General features: G+C 36.2%; 13 protein-coding genes. 7 read left to right on the top strand and 6 right to left on the bottom strand.

All coding sequences use genetic code 11. From position 1 onward, the window contains the following. Positions 1 to 21 precede the first annotated feature (21 nt). Both M998_RS10320 and M998_RS10315 read left to right on the top strand, forming a co-directional pair. On the top strand, positions 22 to 1,026 hold the full coding sequence (locus M998_RS10320; RefSeq protein ID WP_068908716.1) for a glycosyltransferase: 1,005 nt from the start codon (positions 22 to 24) through the stop codon (positions 1,024 to 1,026). A gap of 8 nt (positions 1,027 to 1,034) precedes the next feature. Continuing rightward, the gene (locus tag M998_RS10315; protein WP_068908715.1) at positions 1,035 to 2,012 is read left to right on the top strand and encodes a glycosyltransferase; all 978 of its coding nucleotides are present in this window, start codon (positions 1,035 to 1,037) and stop codon (positions 2,010 to 2,012) included. A 31-nt stretch (positions 2,013 to 2,043) separates the two neighbouring features. On the opposite strand, the gene M998_RS10310 is transcribed toward M998_RS10315, so the two are convergent. Continuing rightward, positions 2,044 to 3,594 carry a phosphoethanolamine transferase gene (locus M998_RS10310; RefSeq protein ID WP_068908713.1) on the bottom strand — a complete coding sequence of 517 codons (1,551 nt, stop codon included), beginning with the start codon at positions 3,592 to 3,594 and terminating at the stop codon, positions 2,044 to 2,046. 525 nt (positions 3,595 to 4,119) lie between these two features. Here M998_RS10310 and M998_RS10305 point away from each other — a divergent pair. Next, positions 4,120 to 5,094: a glycosyltransferase gene (locus M998_RS10305; RefSeq protein ID WP_068438067.1), complete on the top strand. Its 975-nt coding sequence runs from the start codon at positions 4,120 to 4,122 to the stop codon at positions 5,092 to 5,094. 53 nt (positions 5,095 to 5,147) lie between these two features. Here the strand turns inward: M998_RS10305 and M998_RS10300 are convergent, their stop codons facing one another. After that, positions 5,148 to 6,386, bottom strand: coding sequence for an O-antigen ligase family protein (locus M998_RS10300; RefSeq protein ID WP_068908711.1), 1,239 nt, complete (start codon positions 6,384 to 6,386; stop codon positions 5,148 to 5,150). Between the two features lie 359 nt (positions 6,387 to 6,745). On the opposite strand from M998_RS10300, the gene mutM reads away from it, so the two are divergent. Further along, on the top strand, positions 6,746 to 7,555 hold the full coding sequence (gene mutM, locus M998_RS10295) for a bifunctional DNA-formamidopyrimidine glycosylase/DNA-(apurinic or apyrimidinic site) lyase (protein ID WP_068908709.1): 810 nt from the start codon (positions 6,746 to 6,748) through the stop codon (positions 7,553 to 7,555). Positions 7,556 to 7,559: 4 nt separating this feature from the next. Here the strand turns inward: mutM and coaD are convergent, their stop codons facing one another. After that, positions 7,560 to 8,051: a pantetheine-phosphate adenylyltransferase gene (gene coaD / locus M998_RS10290; RefSeq protein ID WP_068438075.1), complete on the bottom strand. Its 492-nt coding sequence runs from the start codon at positions 8,049 to 8,051 to the stop codon at positions 7,560 to 7,562. Between the two features lie 214 nt (positions 8,052 to 8,265). On the opposite strand from coaD, the gene waaA reads away from it, so the two are divergent. After that, positions 8,266 to 9,543 (top strand): lipid IV(A) 3-deoxy-D-manno-octulosonic acid transferase, encoded by a 1,278-nt coding sequence (gene waaA, locus M998_RS10285; RefSeq protein WP_068908708.1) that lies wholly within the window; start codon positions 8,266 to 8,268, stop codon positions 9,541 to 9,543. 227 nt (positions 9,544 to 9,770) lie between these two features. Then, entirely contained in the window at positions 9,771 to 11,231 is a 1,461-nt protein-coding gene (locus M998_RS10280) for an ArnT family glycosyltransferase (protein WP_068438079.1), read from the top strand. Between the two features lie 67 nt (positions 11,232 to 11,298). Here the strand turns inward: M998_RS10280 and rfaC are convergent, their stop codons facing one another. From rfaC to rfaD, 3 genes are read right to left on the bottom strand one after another with little or no spacing between them, the layout of a single operon-like run. Then, on the bottom strand, positions 11,299 to 12,261 hold the full coding sequence (rfaC, locus tag M998_RS10275) for a lipopolysaccharide heptosyltransferase RfaC (protein ID WP_068908706.1): 963 nt from the start codon (positions 12,259 to 12,261) through the stop codon (positions 11,299 to 11,301). Next, entirely contained in the window at positions 12,261 to 13,307 is a 1,047-nt protein-coding gene (rfaF, locus tag M998_RS10270) for an ADP-heptose--LPS heptosyltransferase RfaF (protein ID WP_068438085.1), read from the bottom strand. Before rfaF ends, rfaC begins: the two co-directional genes overlap by 1 nt. A gap of 9 nt (positions 13,308 to 13,316) precedes the next feature. Next, positions 13,317 to 14,255: an ADP-glyceromanno-heptose 6-epimerase gene (rfaD, locus tag M998_RS10265; protein ID WP_068908704.1), complete on the bottom strand. Its 939-nt coding sequence runs from the start codon at positions 14,253 to 14,255 to the stop codon at positions 13,317 to 13,319. Between the two features lie 289 nt (positions 14,256 to 14,544). Here rfaD and M998_RS10260 point away from each other — a divergent pair, with 289 nt between their 5' ends. Next, positions 14,545 to 15,741: a glycine C-acetyltransferase gene (locus M998_RS10260; protein WP_068908702.1), complete on the top strand. Its 1,197-nt coding sequence runs from the start codon at positions 14,545 to 14,547 to the stop codon at positions 15,739 to 15,741. Positions 15,742 to 15,750 lie beyond the last annotated feature (9 nt).

Below are 15,750 nucleotides of genomic sequence, written 5' to 3'. Positions count from 1 at the left end.
CAAAGAGGATGTAGAATATTTATGGCGATTGATTTTGATAGCATGATAAAGAAAACAATTCCTCTTGGAAGTGTGAATATGGATGATGCATCATGCATCCATGTAGCATATGGTATAGACCTTAATTTTCTATATGGATGTGGTGTATCAGTAGTTTCTTTATTAGTTCACAACCCTGAGATGAATTTTTCTTTCCATATCTTCATTGATAATACAATGAGTGATGAAGATATTACCAAGTTTTTAGAGATTTGTAAGACGTATAATACAAAAGTTACCATCTATTTTATTGATTCTAATAGCGTCAAAAAGTTACCTACGACCAAAAATTGGACCCATGCAATCTATTTTAGATTCATTATTGCAGAATACTTTAAAGACAAAATAGATTATTTGCTTTATCTAGATGCCGATGTGGTTTGTAATAATAATATTGATGAAATTATTAATATGGATTTATCTAGTCATGTTGCAGCGGTTGTAACTGAGCGAGATGAAGCATGGTGGCAGAAAAGAGCGGATTCATTAGGATTTCAGTCAATATCAAAAGGCTATTTTAATAGTGGTATCATGTATCTAAATCTACGAGCTTGGTGTTGTAATAATATTACAGAGAAATCTATGTCTTTGCTCACTAATGAAAAAATCAATAGTAAAATTAGTTACCCAGACCAAGATGTACTAAATATTTTACTGACAGATAAGATTCTATTTATTAAGAGAATCTTTAATACGCAATTTAGCCTGAATTATGAATTAAAAGGTTACTTTAATTTTCCTATTCAAAAGGATACGGTATTTATTCATTATGTTGGACCAACAAAGCCATGGCATGACTGGGCTAATTATGTAACAGCGCAACCTTTTCTTGATGCTAAAGCCGCCTCCCCTTGGAAGAATATTCCATTGTTAAAAGCAAAAAGTAGCAATCATTTACGCTATTGTGCGAAGCATAAAGCAAAGCAAAAAAAATATTTGCAGAGTTTTATTAAATACATCGAATATTTTTTCAGTAAATTAAAATAGGTACTCAAGTGAATTTAATAAAGGACAAAATAGAATTAGGTAATCTTAGTGACAAAGCCGATCTGAATATTGCATATGGTGTAGATAAAGGTTTTTTATTTGGGTCAGGGTTATCGATGAATTCTATTATTATTAATAATAGAGAAATGAAATTAAAATTTCACTTGTTTACAGATTTTATAGATGATGATTTCTTATCTAAACTAAAAATTTTAATAGAAAATAAAAATATAGGTATTGATGTCTATATTCTTAACTCTGAAGAATTAAAAAAACTACCAACATCTAGTGTTTGGTCATATGCGACCTATTTTAGATTTTTTATTTTTGATCACCTATGTCATTCGTTATCCTCAATTCTTTATTTGGATGCAGATGTTTTTTGTAAGGGAAAACTAGAAAATTACACTAAAATTAAATTTAATGGTGAATATGCAGCAGTAATACCTGATGTTGAATACATGCAATCATTATGTGATGATCGTTTAGCTATGCCTAATTTGAAAGGTAAATATTTTAATGCGGGAGTAATATTTTTAAATCTAAAGGCCTGGAATGGTAATGATTTTACCAATAAAGCATTTAACTTAATTACTCATAATCATACCGGAAAAAGGTTAAAATATTTAGATCAAGATGCTTTAAATATTTTATTTGATTGTAAAAATATTTATCTTTCTAGAGATTATAATTGTATTTATACATTAAAAAATGAATTAGAGAAGAAAGATTATAAAGATTACATCACAAATGAAACTAAATTAATTCATTATACGGGGGCAACCAAGCCATGGCATTATTGGGCAGTTGACTATCCATCGAGTAAAACATTTAAAGTAGCATTTGACCATTCCCCATGGAAAAAAGATTTATTAGTTGATGCAGTCAAAAAAGTAGAATATCAAGAAAGATATAAGCATGAATTTAATCAAGGTAAAATAATTAAAGGGATAAATAGTCTTATCAAATATAAACTATTTAAATAAATATAGGCGAGAGATTTTCTCGCCTATTAATCTATTTATTCCTAATATCAATGGCATCATCATTATTATCATGCAATGATTTGAAATTATTTTCAAATTGGTAGTCTTGTTCATCTTCTATATCAGAAAAAAGAGTATAGTCTGGTGATATTTCTTTATTTTTAATATTTAACCAATTGGCTAAGCCCTCGACAAACAATTTCCCTGATTTATTTGTTTTAATATATTCTTGTTTTTCACTATCAGAATTAAATACCATTAATGGTATGTTTAAAACCTTTTTAGAGGAGTTACTTAAATTTAGCTTAATTTCATCATCAATCAGGGAGTGAGAAACACCATGATCAGAAAAATACAGCATTGAAAAACTGCGGTTATTATCTCTTTCTTGTGTTTTTAATAAATTATAAATAGAACTTAGTATTTTATCTGTTTTTTCTATACTTGCGACATAACAGGCGATATTATTAAACTTACTATCCTTTGTAATATAATTATTTTTATAATCTTCTATACGTGCGCAAGCATCTGGATGAGAACCATATAAGTGAATTACAAATAGTCTTTTTTGCGAAATATTATTTTTTTCATCTAGCTCTTTCTTGAAAGTATCTATTAAGCTAAAGTCACTTGTATCTTTAGAGTTAAAAGCACCCATTTTATTAAATTTTTTGATATCACTTCTTTTTGCAATGAAGGTGATAGGTGTATCAAATTCGCCTAAAAAACCTTGGTTAGAAATCCAGTATACTTTATATCCAGCTGATTTTGCTAAATCAACAAAATTTAAACCATAATTAGGTTCCCATTTATCTTTATCTGAAAGCGTTAGCATCATTCGTAATGATGAAACTGTATTAGTACCACCCGCAGTTAATCCGTCAATGATGATTCCATTGGTTTTATTTATAAATGGAGTGTTTTCAATTGGATAGCCATAAGCTTGCATATAATCACGTCTAACACTCTCTCCAATAATTAAAATATAATCATCATACTGTGGAGTGTGTTTTTTTAATGAAGATATCCCCCATTCACTTTCTTTGGTGAAATTACTTAAATTACTAATCTCATTTTTTACATTTAGAGTAGAATGATAAATATTTTCAAAAAGCTTAAATGGTGATTGGTTGATTAATGCGGTAATTGCTAAGCATATAAGTAGCATTTTATTTTTATAAAATTGAATGTTATTTTTTTTTGTTATTTTTCTGAAGTAAATAAAAGAAAGAATGATTAAGATAGCAAAAAGATAGCTTTTTATAGATATTTGGGTAAAAAATTCCTTAGACTCCATTGCATCTGTGGCAATGATAGAGGATACATATTGATATGTTGGTGCACCAAAATTAAGGCCTATTGGTGTGTATAAGGCATTAATGAATATGATAGGAAATCCAATATACCAATAAGCTTTATTTGATGAGCTTAATATGATTATAAAAAAACAAATAAGTGCAATCTCTCTTACGGTAGGGTGTGCATTTCCGGCACCGAGTAGCATAAGTTTCGATAGTATGATTAAAATAACCAATGTCAGTATGATTAGTATACAATTTTTTAATGCTTGTTTTTGTTTCATTGAGCAGCCGCGTAATAGGAATTTTAATTGTTTATTATGTCAATAATTAAGATTATTGTGATTTATGTGTTCTTTAAATTAATTAAACTATCAAATAAGTATGGTGTAATTTTAACCCATTTTTCGGGTAAAAAACAGAGTTGCTACTACTCTTGTTCGTGATCATGAAAAATTTACATTTTAAACTGTAGAAATATTAGAGCTGTACCATTACTACGTGATTATTTAGGATATGGGGACTCGGTTATACGTGTCAATGTTAAAAAATAAGTGTTAAGTAATGTGCTAGGAAATGAAATTGTAAGTTTTAATCATTACAATAGAGGCAATGGTTATCTGTAACTATATGTTTTTACTTGATTTATTTTATTTTCATTTTTTAATCTCAAGTAAAAATGTAAAGCTAGTTGAATTAAATTAAAAAATACAAAGAATAGTTTATACTATCAACTAGGCATACTCGATTGCCAATTGGATTTGTCCAAATTTATGGAAGAGAAAAAGTTAGGTATAGGATAGTTTGCAATGATAAGTAATGAGATGATAAAAGCAAAAATAGAAATAAATGCAAATTGCACTAGTGATGAAGGTTATTTTCATATTTCATATGGTATAGATGAGAATTTTCTATACGGTGTAGGAACGTCTATTTCATCTATCTTAATTAATAATAAAAATCTTTATTTTCACTTTCATATCTTTATTGATAATTTAAAATGTGAAAAAATCTTCCATGAACTTTTAAGAAATACCCAGCATAAGCTAACTATATATTTGATAAACAATGAAAAATTCAAATCCTTGCCCTTGCCTTCTCAAGGGTGGAGTTCTGCTATTTATTTTAGATTAATTATTATCTCCTATTTATCACAGACAATTGATAAACTATTGTATTTAGATGCAGATATTATCTGTAAAGGGAATTTACTCTTCCTGAAAACATTAGAATTTAATGATGATATTTTTCTATATGCGGTAAAAGATAAATTTCGTAGTAATAAAAAATCATTACCAATGGATATGTCGAAGTATTTTAATTCTGGTTTTTTATATATGTCCATTGCTAGAATGGCGAAGGATGATATTCCTAATCGCGTTATTGAACTTGTTAGTAAAAATAAATTTAGCCACCCAGATCAGGATGCTCTTAATATCTTATTAAATAATAAGCTTATAAATATCAGTGAGAATTTTAATTTTATGTTTTCTTTGGATTGGTATATTGGAACAAAAGGACATATTCCGAAAATTCCAGAAGAGGTCGTATTTATTCATTTTGTAGGTTTAACTAAACCATTTCACGAATGGGCCAATTTCTATGAAGAATATGCATTTTTTGAGGTTGCAAGAGCTAATTCACCATGGAAAAATATACCGTTGATAAGTCCCGAAGGCTATAAACAACTATCAAGAAAAAAATCACATTTAAGAAAAAATAAGCAATATTTTCGCTTTTTAGTGACGACAGTAATGTACTTACTAAAAAAAGTATCTAATTGATATTTATAATTAAATATTAAGCTCCGTTCGATTGAAATAAAACGGAGCTCAGGCTACTTGCAAAGTATTTTTTTGATGAAAATAGCAGTAAGTATATTATATAAAATAAAGATATCTAAAAAAATAAATTCAAATAAACAATAAACAAGGAAATAGCCAATAGATGATACAAATATTCCTACATTTAAGATATTTTTATCGATCCTAATATCTTTAAATAGGTCTTTCATGTTAATTATAAAAGCACCTAGAAATAATGCTAGACCGATAAACCCAATATTATAGGTAATATGTAGAAAAAAGGGCTCATCATTATTATAAAAAGTTTCTTTGGTTTTACGAGAGTATCCCATGCCACCTTGATTTTTTGGTGCATTGTTGTCCATCAGAAATTGATTATAAGCAACGGAACCATATCCAATCCCCGAAATTTGATTAGGAATAGAGTTCATCAGTATTGGGAAGCGACTGGTAATAATATTATCCCTATTCGAGGTAATATTTTGTGAAGATAAGGATTGATTTACCTTATTTTTCACTTGCGGTATTGTGAAGTAAGAAAAGGCTAGAATAGTTGCGGAAAGTGCACCAAACCCAATCATATTAACTAATAGTTTTTTATAACTACGAGAAAGTAAAAATAGAATTAGAATAGCCTCGACAACAACAGAAAGAAATCCGCCACGGCTACCGGTATATAATAAAAAGCCGAATGCTAGTACGCAAAGAAGTAGCATGGTGATTTTTAGTAATGTGCGTTTAAATAAAAAAAATGCGCTAAAAGTAAAAGGGAATAACAAAGTCATATAGTGAGCAAAGCCATATCTAAGTTGTAGATAAAGAGGCAAATCACTATTTTTAAATTGCTTTAATACCGGAATGATGAAAATAATAAAAGCGAGTGTAGCAATCAGTGCATAAGTAATCGTTTTTCTAGATTTAGGTGTATCACTTTTAAAAACAATCAAAAATAATGTGATGACTATAATATAACGCCAATCATTAAAAAAAGCTTTCAGGGCTTCAAGCGTGAAATTTGAATAGGTAAAAAATGTCGCGCAAAGTAAGCTCCAACCACCGAAGAGAAACAATGTTTTTCTCGATTTAATGAGGGTCAGGATATCTTGCATAATATTAATTTTACTTTTGTATACTGTATAAATTGTATACACAAAAAGTAAGGCAACAGAAATATTTAATACGCCTTGAGTGTCATTGGTGAACATTCCTATTGTCACTAAAAATAGTAAAACAAAAGGAAGTTGATTAACGGCATTACTATATTTTTTCACAAAATTGCCTATTTTTCTATATTCAATACGCCGTATGGCAGCATGCTTAGATTGTTTTTTAGTCAACTTAAAATAAAGTATTTGATTCTATACATGGTCATCAAAGTGAATCAGATATGAAATTATTTTAATTCTCATTAAACTCACGACAAAAGATTTTATATTTTACATGGTTAAATCCACATAATTATCATGCGGGAAAGCGATTTGAATGTAAATACTGTACTAATAACTTCTGCTTATTAATGATTTTTTAAAGAAAATAAAGGGATTTACTCGGATGGCTGTATTCGGTTGCTTCTTAGGATAGATATGCAATACAGTGTATTTGGATTTTTGGATAAATTTGGATATAAATCATGCCAGAACTACCTGAAGTAGAAACCAGTCGTCGTGGAATTGAACCACATTTAGTCGGTAATACAATATCTTATGCTATTGTTAGAAATAGTCGATTGCGTTGGCCGGTGAGTGAGCAAATTAAAAGCTTATCCGATGAGCTGGTATTCAGTGTTCAGCGTCGGGCTAAATATTTGCTTATTGAACTGGGAAGAGGTTGGATTATTGTACATTTGGGGATGTCTGGCAGTGTGAGAATATTGACCGAAGAATTACCTGAAGAGAAACATGACCACGTCGACCTTATCATGAGAGATGGCAAAGTTTTACGCTATACAGACCCAAGGCGTTTTGGTGCATGGTTATGGTGTGAAGATCTGGAAACAAGCTCAGTACTGGCACATTTAGGTCCAGAGCCATTATCAGCAGAGTTCAATGCTCAATATTTGTTTGAATTATCTGCAAAAAGAAAAACGGCGATTAAACCGTGGCTAATGGACAATAAAATTGTGGTGGGCGTAGGGAATATTTATGCTAACGAAGCGTTGTTTGCTGCGAAAATTTCCCCTGAAAAAATCATCAATACGCTGACACTCGCGCAAGCAACAGAGCTAGTCGCTCAGATAAAAAAAGTCTTACAACGCTCTATCGAGCAGGGCGGAACAACGCTAAAAGATTTTTTGCAATCAGATGGAAAACCGGGCTATTTTGCTCAGGAACTTTTTGTTTACGGTAAAAAAGGTGAGCCTTGCTCAATGTGCGGAACACCAATTGAAAGCATCAAGCAAGGGCAACGTAGTACTTTTTTTTGCCGAGAATGCCAAAAGTAATCGTCTAATCTTTGGGTTTATTAAGTTTTTTCATCATGGCTTCGGACACAATAGGGGGTAAAAAAGATGAAACATCCCCGTCATGAAGCGCGACATCTTTAATTAAAGACGAAGAAACAAAAGACAAACTCTGAGAGGGTAATAAAAACACGGTTTCAAGATCAGGGACAAAGTGACGGTTCATGTTCGCTAGTTGCCATTCATATTCAAAATCAGCGACAGAGCGCACACCTCGAATAAGAATATTTGCGCCATGCTTCTGAGCAAAATTGGCCATGAGCTCGGAAAAACCGACGACTTCAACGTTATCCAGATGTGATGTCACTTGTTTGGCAAGCTCTACACGTTCATCAAGTGTAAACATAGGACTTTTTCGTTGGCTATTGGCGATAGCTAATAGCACATGATCAAACATTGCCGCAGCGCGAGATACGATGTCAACATGACCTGATGTAATTGGGTCGAATGTGCCGGGGTAGATTGCTTTATGTTTCATGGTGATGATATCTCATTGTTTGTTAGTACTTATTCGAAAAATCAGCATGAATAAGCGATCGTGAGTATTTACATTATCGGCTATTGGGCGTTGTTGCAAGATTAGATGGCATCCCCTCATTAAACTTTAAGGTTATTTTAGCTGCATATTCTGCACACTTTCATCAAAGGTTTATGGTAAGATACCGCCAATTTTGGTAAGTGAATCAGATCGAATGTTATTGCGTTTATATCAGGTACTTCTTTATCTTATCCAGCCATTTATTTGGGTTCGCCTTTTGCTGCGTGGCCGTAAAGCGCCTGCGTATCGTAAACGTTGGGGTGAACGTTATGGTTTTTGTGCCGGAAAAGTCGTTCCTCAAGGTATTTTGCTTCATTCTGTTTCTGTCGGTGAAACACTGGCAGCCGTTCCACTGGTTCGCGCCTTGCGCCACCACTATCCTTCATTACCTATCACCGTTACCACGATGACTCCAACGGGGTCTGAGCGGGTTCAATCTGCTTTTGGTGACGATGTTTACCACGTTTATTTGCCTTACGATTTACCCGGCTCTATGCGGCGTTTCCTAAAACAAGTTGACCCAAAACTGGTGATTATTATGGAAACAGAATTGTGGCCGAACATGATTAACCAATTACATAAACGTAATATTCCCTTAGTGATTGCGAATGCTCGGTTATCTGAGCGCTCGGCTGCGGGTTATCAAAAATTAGGTAGTTTTGTAAAACGGATGCTACGTAATGTCACTATGGTTGCAGCTCAGCATCATGAAGATGGCGAACGTTTTGTACAATTAGGCTTAAGACGCATGCAGCTGAATGTGACGGGAAGCTTAAAATTTGATATCTCAGTAACTCCTGAGCTTGCTGTTCGCGCAATTACGTTACGTAGGCAATGGGCTGCACATCGACCGGTATGGATTGCAACCAGTACACATGAAGGCGAAGAGGCAATTGTTCTCGACGCTCACAAGCAATTGTTGAAACGTTTTCCAAACTTATTATTGATCCTCGTTCCTCGTCATCCTGAAAGGTTCGCAAAGGCTGAAGAGTTAACTCAGAACGCTGGATTGCGCTTTATTCGTCGTAGTAGCAGTGTGATCCCAGCAGCCGATATTCAGGTTGTTATTGGGGATACTATGGGCGAATTAATGCTGCTATACGGGATAGCCGATATTGCTTTTGTGGGCGGGAGTTTAGTCGAAACTGGCGGCCATAACCCACTTGAAGCTGCGGCGCATGCTTTGCCTGTTTTGATGGGGCCACATACTTTTAACTTTAAAGATATCTGTGGGAAATTAACCCAAGCAGATGGCTTAATTACGGTTACAGACAGTGAATCGATGGCACAAGCGGTAACGAGCTTACTATCAGATGAAGATTATCGCTTATATTATGGTCGACATGCCGCGGAAGTTTTACATGAAAACCAAGGTGCTCTACAACGTTTGTTGAAATTACTGCAACCTTATTTACCACCAAAAGAGCAATAATAAAATTGTAATCTTTTTCAGATAACTGAACTTGAACATTACAACAATGAATGCTGACTATTTTACACCTTTCCTTATTATTCCATATAAATTGTAGTAGACTTCACGGCTAATTTCTTTCCGTTTTATTGGGTATTCTATTATGGGCTGCTTATACTCAAATAGAACGATGAATATTTTATTTTAATTAATCCTAATAACTTTAATAAGAACCTTCAGAATAGAATATGCCAGCAATCAACCAATCAATTTCAAATAAATATGTTTACTTATGGGTCATCGGGTATGCCATCGCATGGATCCTAGCGAGCACTTATTTTGACCCAACCGTTCCCTATGATACGGTTGAAGCCGTTAACTGGGGAATGAATGGCGAGTGGGGCTCCCCTAAAAACCCTTGGTTTGTTGGGGTTATGATGTGGCCGGCGATTCATCTCGGTATATCGTATAGTTTTTATTGGTACCTTAGTCATTTTATTGGCATTGCATTTGGGTTATTAGGTGTTTGGAAATTAGCTTATCGTTTAACTGAGCGCCGAGATCTTGCTTGGTTTGCTATGTTAATGTTGAATTTATCAGGTGTAATTAATTTCGATATTATTCCTTATAATGATAATTATATTTTAGTCACATTCTGGGCGTGGATTATTTATTTCTTTTTACGTGCAGTCTATGAAAACCCGGCATGGTGGCTACTTTTTGCCTTATTTTCTGCATTAGCAACCATGGGTAAATATTCTACACTTGCATTGGTTGGTTCCGTTTTTTTGCTGACAATATTTGTGAAGCAAGCCCGCCAAAGTTATCGTCACCCTGTTTTTTATCTTGCGATAGCACTCTGGTTTTCTCTTGTACTACCAAACTTTTTTTGGTTGATGGCAAGCGATTTTTCCGCTTTCAAATGGGTTGATTCACAGATTGATCCTGGTTTTAATTTTCATACGACTCAAGCGGCATTGAGTGTTTTTTATCCATTAGTTATAGCCACTATTATTTTATACTGCAGTGGTGGAAAGTTAGGTTGGCCAAAAGCATTAGCAAATCGTATGGCCAATTTTATTATTCTGTTCCCTCTCGTTGTGATTTATGGTTGGTTCTCTTTCCATGATGGTGGGCGTATCACCGAGTGGCTACAACCCTTTATGGCAGTTTGTGCGCCTTTATTTGTCGGCTCAGTTACGGTTATGCCACGAAAACCATTCAAAAAATCGTTGGTTGGTTTTGCTATTTTTGGTGTATTAGTTGTATTGGGTTATATGATAGTACAAGGGATGAATATCCAAGGGGCTGGGCAGAAATTTATTGGCGTGAAAACATTGATAGCAGATGGTGAGCAGCGTTGGTATAAGCGCTACGGTACTCCAGTAAAATATGTCGGCGGCGAAGATAATTTATACCAATGGTTTATTATCTATGCAAAAGATAGGCCGCATGTTATTCAGCCATGGACGCTTGAAAACCACATGCCACCTAATATTTATAACCGTGAGATAACAGAGGCTGAAATTCGCCAGCATGGCGCATTGTTATTAGGCCGTAAATATGATGATTGTGCTCATGAAGATTTTTCTACGGTTCGCCATTTTTGGCCACAATTTACCATTGAAAAAGAAGATATCATTTACCGCTCTGAACCTGATGCTCAGCCTGAAACCTTGTGTTTTGGTTTTATCGCACCGGAAAAATAAGATAGAGTAAGTTTGCACGATTAAGCGGTCATCTGACCGCTTTTCACGAGAACGTTATTGGCAGTGATTAAAGGTAGCTAGCAAGTTGCTGGTATACTTCAAGAGCACAAATATTCGCCATTGTATTATCCGAAGATTTAATCGTATTTTGATATTGCCCATAACCCCCAATCAACCCCGGATCTGTGGGGCCAAATAGCGTGAAGTTCGGCTTATCTAGCGCGGCGGTTAAATGGCTTAATCCTGTATCGACAGAAACAACTGCTTTAGCGTTGGCAATTTGCTCAGCAACTTGCGCTAAGGTTAACTTCGGTAATACTTCAACAAAATCAAATCCATCGGCTAAACGTAAAGCTCTTTGATACTCCAGTTCAGTTCCCCACGGTAGCTTTACATGAATGCCTGACTCCGCCATCAGCGCGATGAGATCACGCCAGTGAGCTTCAGGCCAATGCTTATCATCGCGAGTTGTCGAATGAAGAAAAATAACATAAGGGGTGGCGGGCTCAGACGATGACTGCAAAAAGTGATGTGCAATGGCATAGTCACCCTGAGTCGTTTGGCGGGCATAACCAAGGCTATCAGAAAATAGCTGACGAATGCGTTCTACGGCATGTTGCCGTTTGCTAACCGCGTAACGGTGGTCATAAAAAAAGCTTGCAAGCGGCTCGCGAATACTTTGGCGGTCATAACCATGCTTAGGGCCATGGGCGAGTCGAGTCACTAAAAAAGCGCTCTTTAATAGCCCTTGTGCATCAATAATTGCATCATACTGGGTTGCTTGCAGTTGATCCCGAAATGCGGTTCGTTCGGCTCTTATTGGTGCTGAAAACCAATTTTTTCGCCAACGTCTAATGGCGACAGGGATGACTTGATTAACTGCACTATGCCAAGTTGGAATTTGTGCAAAGCCCTCTTCAACAGCCCAATCAAACTGAATATTCGGAATTGCGTGCTGGGCATCCGTCAACGCAGGTAGAGAATGTAAAACATCTCCCATTGATGATGTTTTAACTAATAGCACCCGCATTATTCAATACCTATATTTAAGCGTATTAATGCATCGATAACCAATTGAGGCTGAATATCAATTAAGCTTTGATGATAACCGCTATCGCCATCACCTTTACGGACTTTATGGTAGCCGGTAATTAAGCGGATAACTTCAGCCTTATCAGATAAGGGAGGGGTAAAATCAGGGCTACTCGGGCCGTAAAGCGCCACTAATGGCTTATCGAGAGCCGCGGCAACATGCATTAAACCGGAATCATTGCTGACTACTGCTTGGCAGGCATCGATAAGATTAACCGCTTGTTCTAATGATGTTTTTCCTGCGAGGTTATGGCAATGCTGCCTTGCATTATCTGTTAAGCTGTGACGAATCTCTTCCCCTGCATCATTATCTTTTTGAGAACCAAATAACAGGACTTGGTAGCCTTTCTCGCTGATCAATTTTTCTGCTAGAGCAGCATAATGATAGTGTGGCCAACGCTTTGCTGGGCCAAATTCAGCACCGGGGCAAAAACCAATAATTGGTCGAGTATTATCAATCTTGAATACAAGGGCCGCTTCGCTAACATCTTGTTTATCTGTAACTAATTTAGGCCACAATATTGGTGTCGGGATATCAGCGGCAGATTTAATACTTTGCTTATCATAGGCGAGGGCAACATAGCGCTGCACCATCAATGGAAAAGCATGTTTATCTAATGGGCGAATATCATTGAGAAGGCCATAACGCATTTCACCACGCCAGCCAGTTCTTTTGGCAATTTTGGCGAAAAAAGGCACTAAAGCGGACTTTAGAGAATTAGGTAAAACGATCGCTTGGTCGTAGTTATTTTGACGAAGTTGAATCCCTAATTGACGACGTTCACCGATAGCTAGCACTCCATGCCCTAATGGCATCGGAATCGCGTTGCTAATTTCCGGCATTTTAGCCAATAAAGGACGACACCATTGAGGCGCCATCACGTCAATTTGAGCATGAGGATGTAGCGCCTTTATGGTCCGATAAAGGCTTTGTGACATCATCATGTCCCCCACCCAAGAGGGACCTATTACGAGTATCTTCATAAATATGAATTAGTCTTTTTTATTCAACAACTGCATATATTCAGTTACACCTTCTGCTACCGTTTTAAATGGTGCGGTGTAGCCAGCTGCGCGCAATTTAGTCATATCAGCTTGAGTGAAACTTTGATAACGGCCTTTCAGTTTTTCAGGGAATTCAATGTATTCAATTGCAACATTTTTATCTTTATGGAACGTAGTGACAGCATCAGCGACAGCTTGGAATGATTCTGCACGACCGGTACCACAGTTAAAAATCCCGGACACATTGTTTTGCCAGAACCACAGGTTTACCGCAGCAACATCGGCAACATAAATAAAGTCACGGCGGAATGAATCACTGCCTTCAAATAATTTTGGCGTTTGGCCTTCATTAATTTGTTTGTTTAAGTGGTAAGCCACGCTCGCCATGCTGCCTTTATGTTCTTCGTTAGGGCCATAGACATTGAAGTAGCGGAAACCACAAACTAGAGATTCAGCTTCAGGCAGAATTTCACGAACATATTGGTCAAATTGAAATTTGGAGTAGCCGTATACATTCAGCGGCTTTTCGAATTCACGTTCTTCAATAAAGTTATCGCTACGGCCGCCATAAGTTGCTGCTGATGATGCGTATAGGAAAGGTATTTCCCGTTCTAAGCAGTAGTGCAGCAACTCTTTAGAATATTGATAATTGTTATCCATCATGTACTTACCATCCCACTCTGTGGTTGATGAGCAAGCGCCTTCGTGGAAAATGGCATCGATATCACCGAAATCATCACCGGAAAGAATGCTGATAATAAAATCTTCTTTATCTGCGTAATCCGCAATATCAAGGTCAACAAGATTGGCAAACTTAGTGCCATCTTTCAGATTATCTACAACGAGGATATCTGTGCGGCCTATCGCATTTAGGGCTTTTATAATATTGCTGCCAATAAAACCAGCTCCGCCTGTGACTATGATCATTGGGTATACCTCTAGTGGATTAAGAATAAATAGAAATAAACTATGTGATTCGGATAGCTGAGCGAATGTAACACCCAAGCAACTTGAAGAATGACGGGTATATAATAACATTTCTTTGAGCTGACGACAGTAGAGTTATAGATCGCAGGTAATCCCACTGGTTGAGTGAATAAAAGTAAGGCAATTATCGTGATCTTGGCTACAAACTTAACTTATTTGTCCAGAGAGAGTCGCCACTTGTAGAGACTATTATTAAACTCTGGAAATAGACTCTCGATAGGAATAAATCATGGCACATCAATTTTATCAGCAAATTAAAAACCAATTAGCGCAAACTCAAGCCGATGGCTTGTTTAAAAATGAGCGGATTATCATCACGTCACAAGATGCCGATATTGAAATTGCCGGCGGTAAAAAAGTGATCAATTTTTGTGCCAACAACTACCTCGGTTTAGCAAATCATCCTGAATTAATCAATGCGGCAAAACAAGGCATGGATAGTCATGGCTTTGGTATGGCTTCTGTGCGTTTTATTTGTGGAACACAAGATAGCCATAAAATCCTTGAACAAAAATTGGCTGATTTCTTGGGTATGGAAGATGCGATTCTTTATTCTTCTTGCTTTGATGCCAATGGCGGTTTATTTGAAACCTTATTCGGTCCTGAAGATGCCATTATTTCCGACGCATTAAATCATGCATCGATTATTGATGGTGTCCGTCTTTGTAAAGCAAAACGTTATCGTTACAGTAACAATGATATGGCAGAACTGCGAGAACGACTTGAAGAAGCCAAATTAGCAGGGGCACGGCATATTATGATTGCCACTGACGGCGTTTTCTCTATGGATGGTGTCATCGCTGATCTAAAGTCAGTTTGTGACCTTGCCGATGAATTCCAAGCCTTAGTCATGGTGGATGATTCCCATGCGGTTGGTTTCGTTGGTAAAAATGGACGGGGAAGCCATGAGTATTGCGATGTTATGGGACGCGTCGACATCATTACCGGAACCTTAGGTAAGGCACTTGGTGGTGCATCCGGAGGCTATACCGCGGCTAAAAAAGAAGTTGTTGAGTGGTTACGCCAACGTTCTCGTCCTTATTTATTTTCTAATTCATTAGCGCCTGCCATCGTCGCGGCCTCAATTAAAGTCATTGATATGATGAGTGAAGGCCAGGCATTACGTGAAAAATTATGGCGTAATGCGGCACTATTTCGACAAAAAATGTCGGCCGCCGGTTTTATTCTCGCAGGGGCTGACCACGCCATTATTCCTGTCATGTTAGGGGATGCAAAAGTTGCTCAAATTTTTGCCAATGAGTTACTTGATGAAGGCATCTACGTGACCGGATTTTTCTATCCTGTTGTTCCTCAAGGGCAAGCGCGTATTCGCACGCAAATGTCCGCAGCACACAGTGAGGAGGATATTTTACACGCTGTTGATGCATTCACTCGTATTGGCAAAAAACTCAACATAATTAAATAATAAGGTTGC

It is taken from the genome of Providencia heimbachae ATCC 35613 (assembly GCF_001655055.1).
Taxonomy (GTDB): domain Bacteria; phylum Pseudomonadota; class Gammaproteobacteria; order Enterobacterales; family Enterobacteriaceae; genus Providencia; species Providencia heimbachae.
Note: the sequence above shows the minus strand (reverse complement) of the source record. Positions and strands in the feature narration are given on the sequence as shown.

Coding starts and splice junctions, on each gene's coding strand:
- M998_RS10320 (WP_068908716.1), top strand. CDS start 22: ATGGCGATTGATTTTGATAGCATGATAAAGAAAACAATTCCTCTTGGA.
- M998_RS10310 (WP_068908713.1), bottom strand. CDS start 3,594: ATGAAACAAAAACAAGCATTAAAAAATTGTATACTAATCATACTGACA.
- M998_RS10305 (WP_068438067.1), top strand. CDS start 4,120: ATGATAAGTAATGAGATGATAAAAGCAAAAATAGAAATAAATGCAAAT.
- mutM (WP_068908709.1), top strand. CDS start 6,746: ATGCCAGAACTACCTGAAGTAGAAACCAGTCGTCGTGGAATTGAACCA.
- coaD (WP_068438075.1), bottom strand. CDS start 8,051: ATGAAACATAAAGCAATCTACCCCGGCACATTCGACCCAATTACATCA.
- waaA (WP_068908708.1), top strand. CDS start 8,266: ATGTTATTGCGTTTATATCAGGTACTTCTTTATCTTATCCAGCCATTT.
- M998_RS10280 (WP_068438079.1), top strand. CDS start 9,771: ATGCCAGCAATCAACCAATCAATTTCAAATAAATATGTTTACTTATGG.
- rfaC (WP_068908706.1), bottom strand. CDS start 12,261: ATGCGGGTGCTATTAGTTAAAACATCATCAATGGGAGATGTTTTACAT.
- rfaF (WP_068438085.1), bottom strand. CDS start 13,307: ATGAAGATACTCGTAATAGGTCCCTCTTGGGTGGGGGACATGATGATG.
- rfaD (WP_068908704.1), bottom strand. CDS start 14,255: ATGATCATAGTCACAGGCGGAGCTGGTTTTATTGGCAGCAATATTATA.
- M998_RS10260 (WP_068908702.1), top strand. CDS start 14,545: ATGGCACATCAATTTTATCAGCAAATTAAAAACCAATTAGCGCAAACT.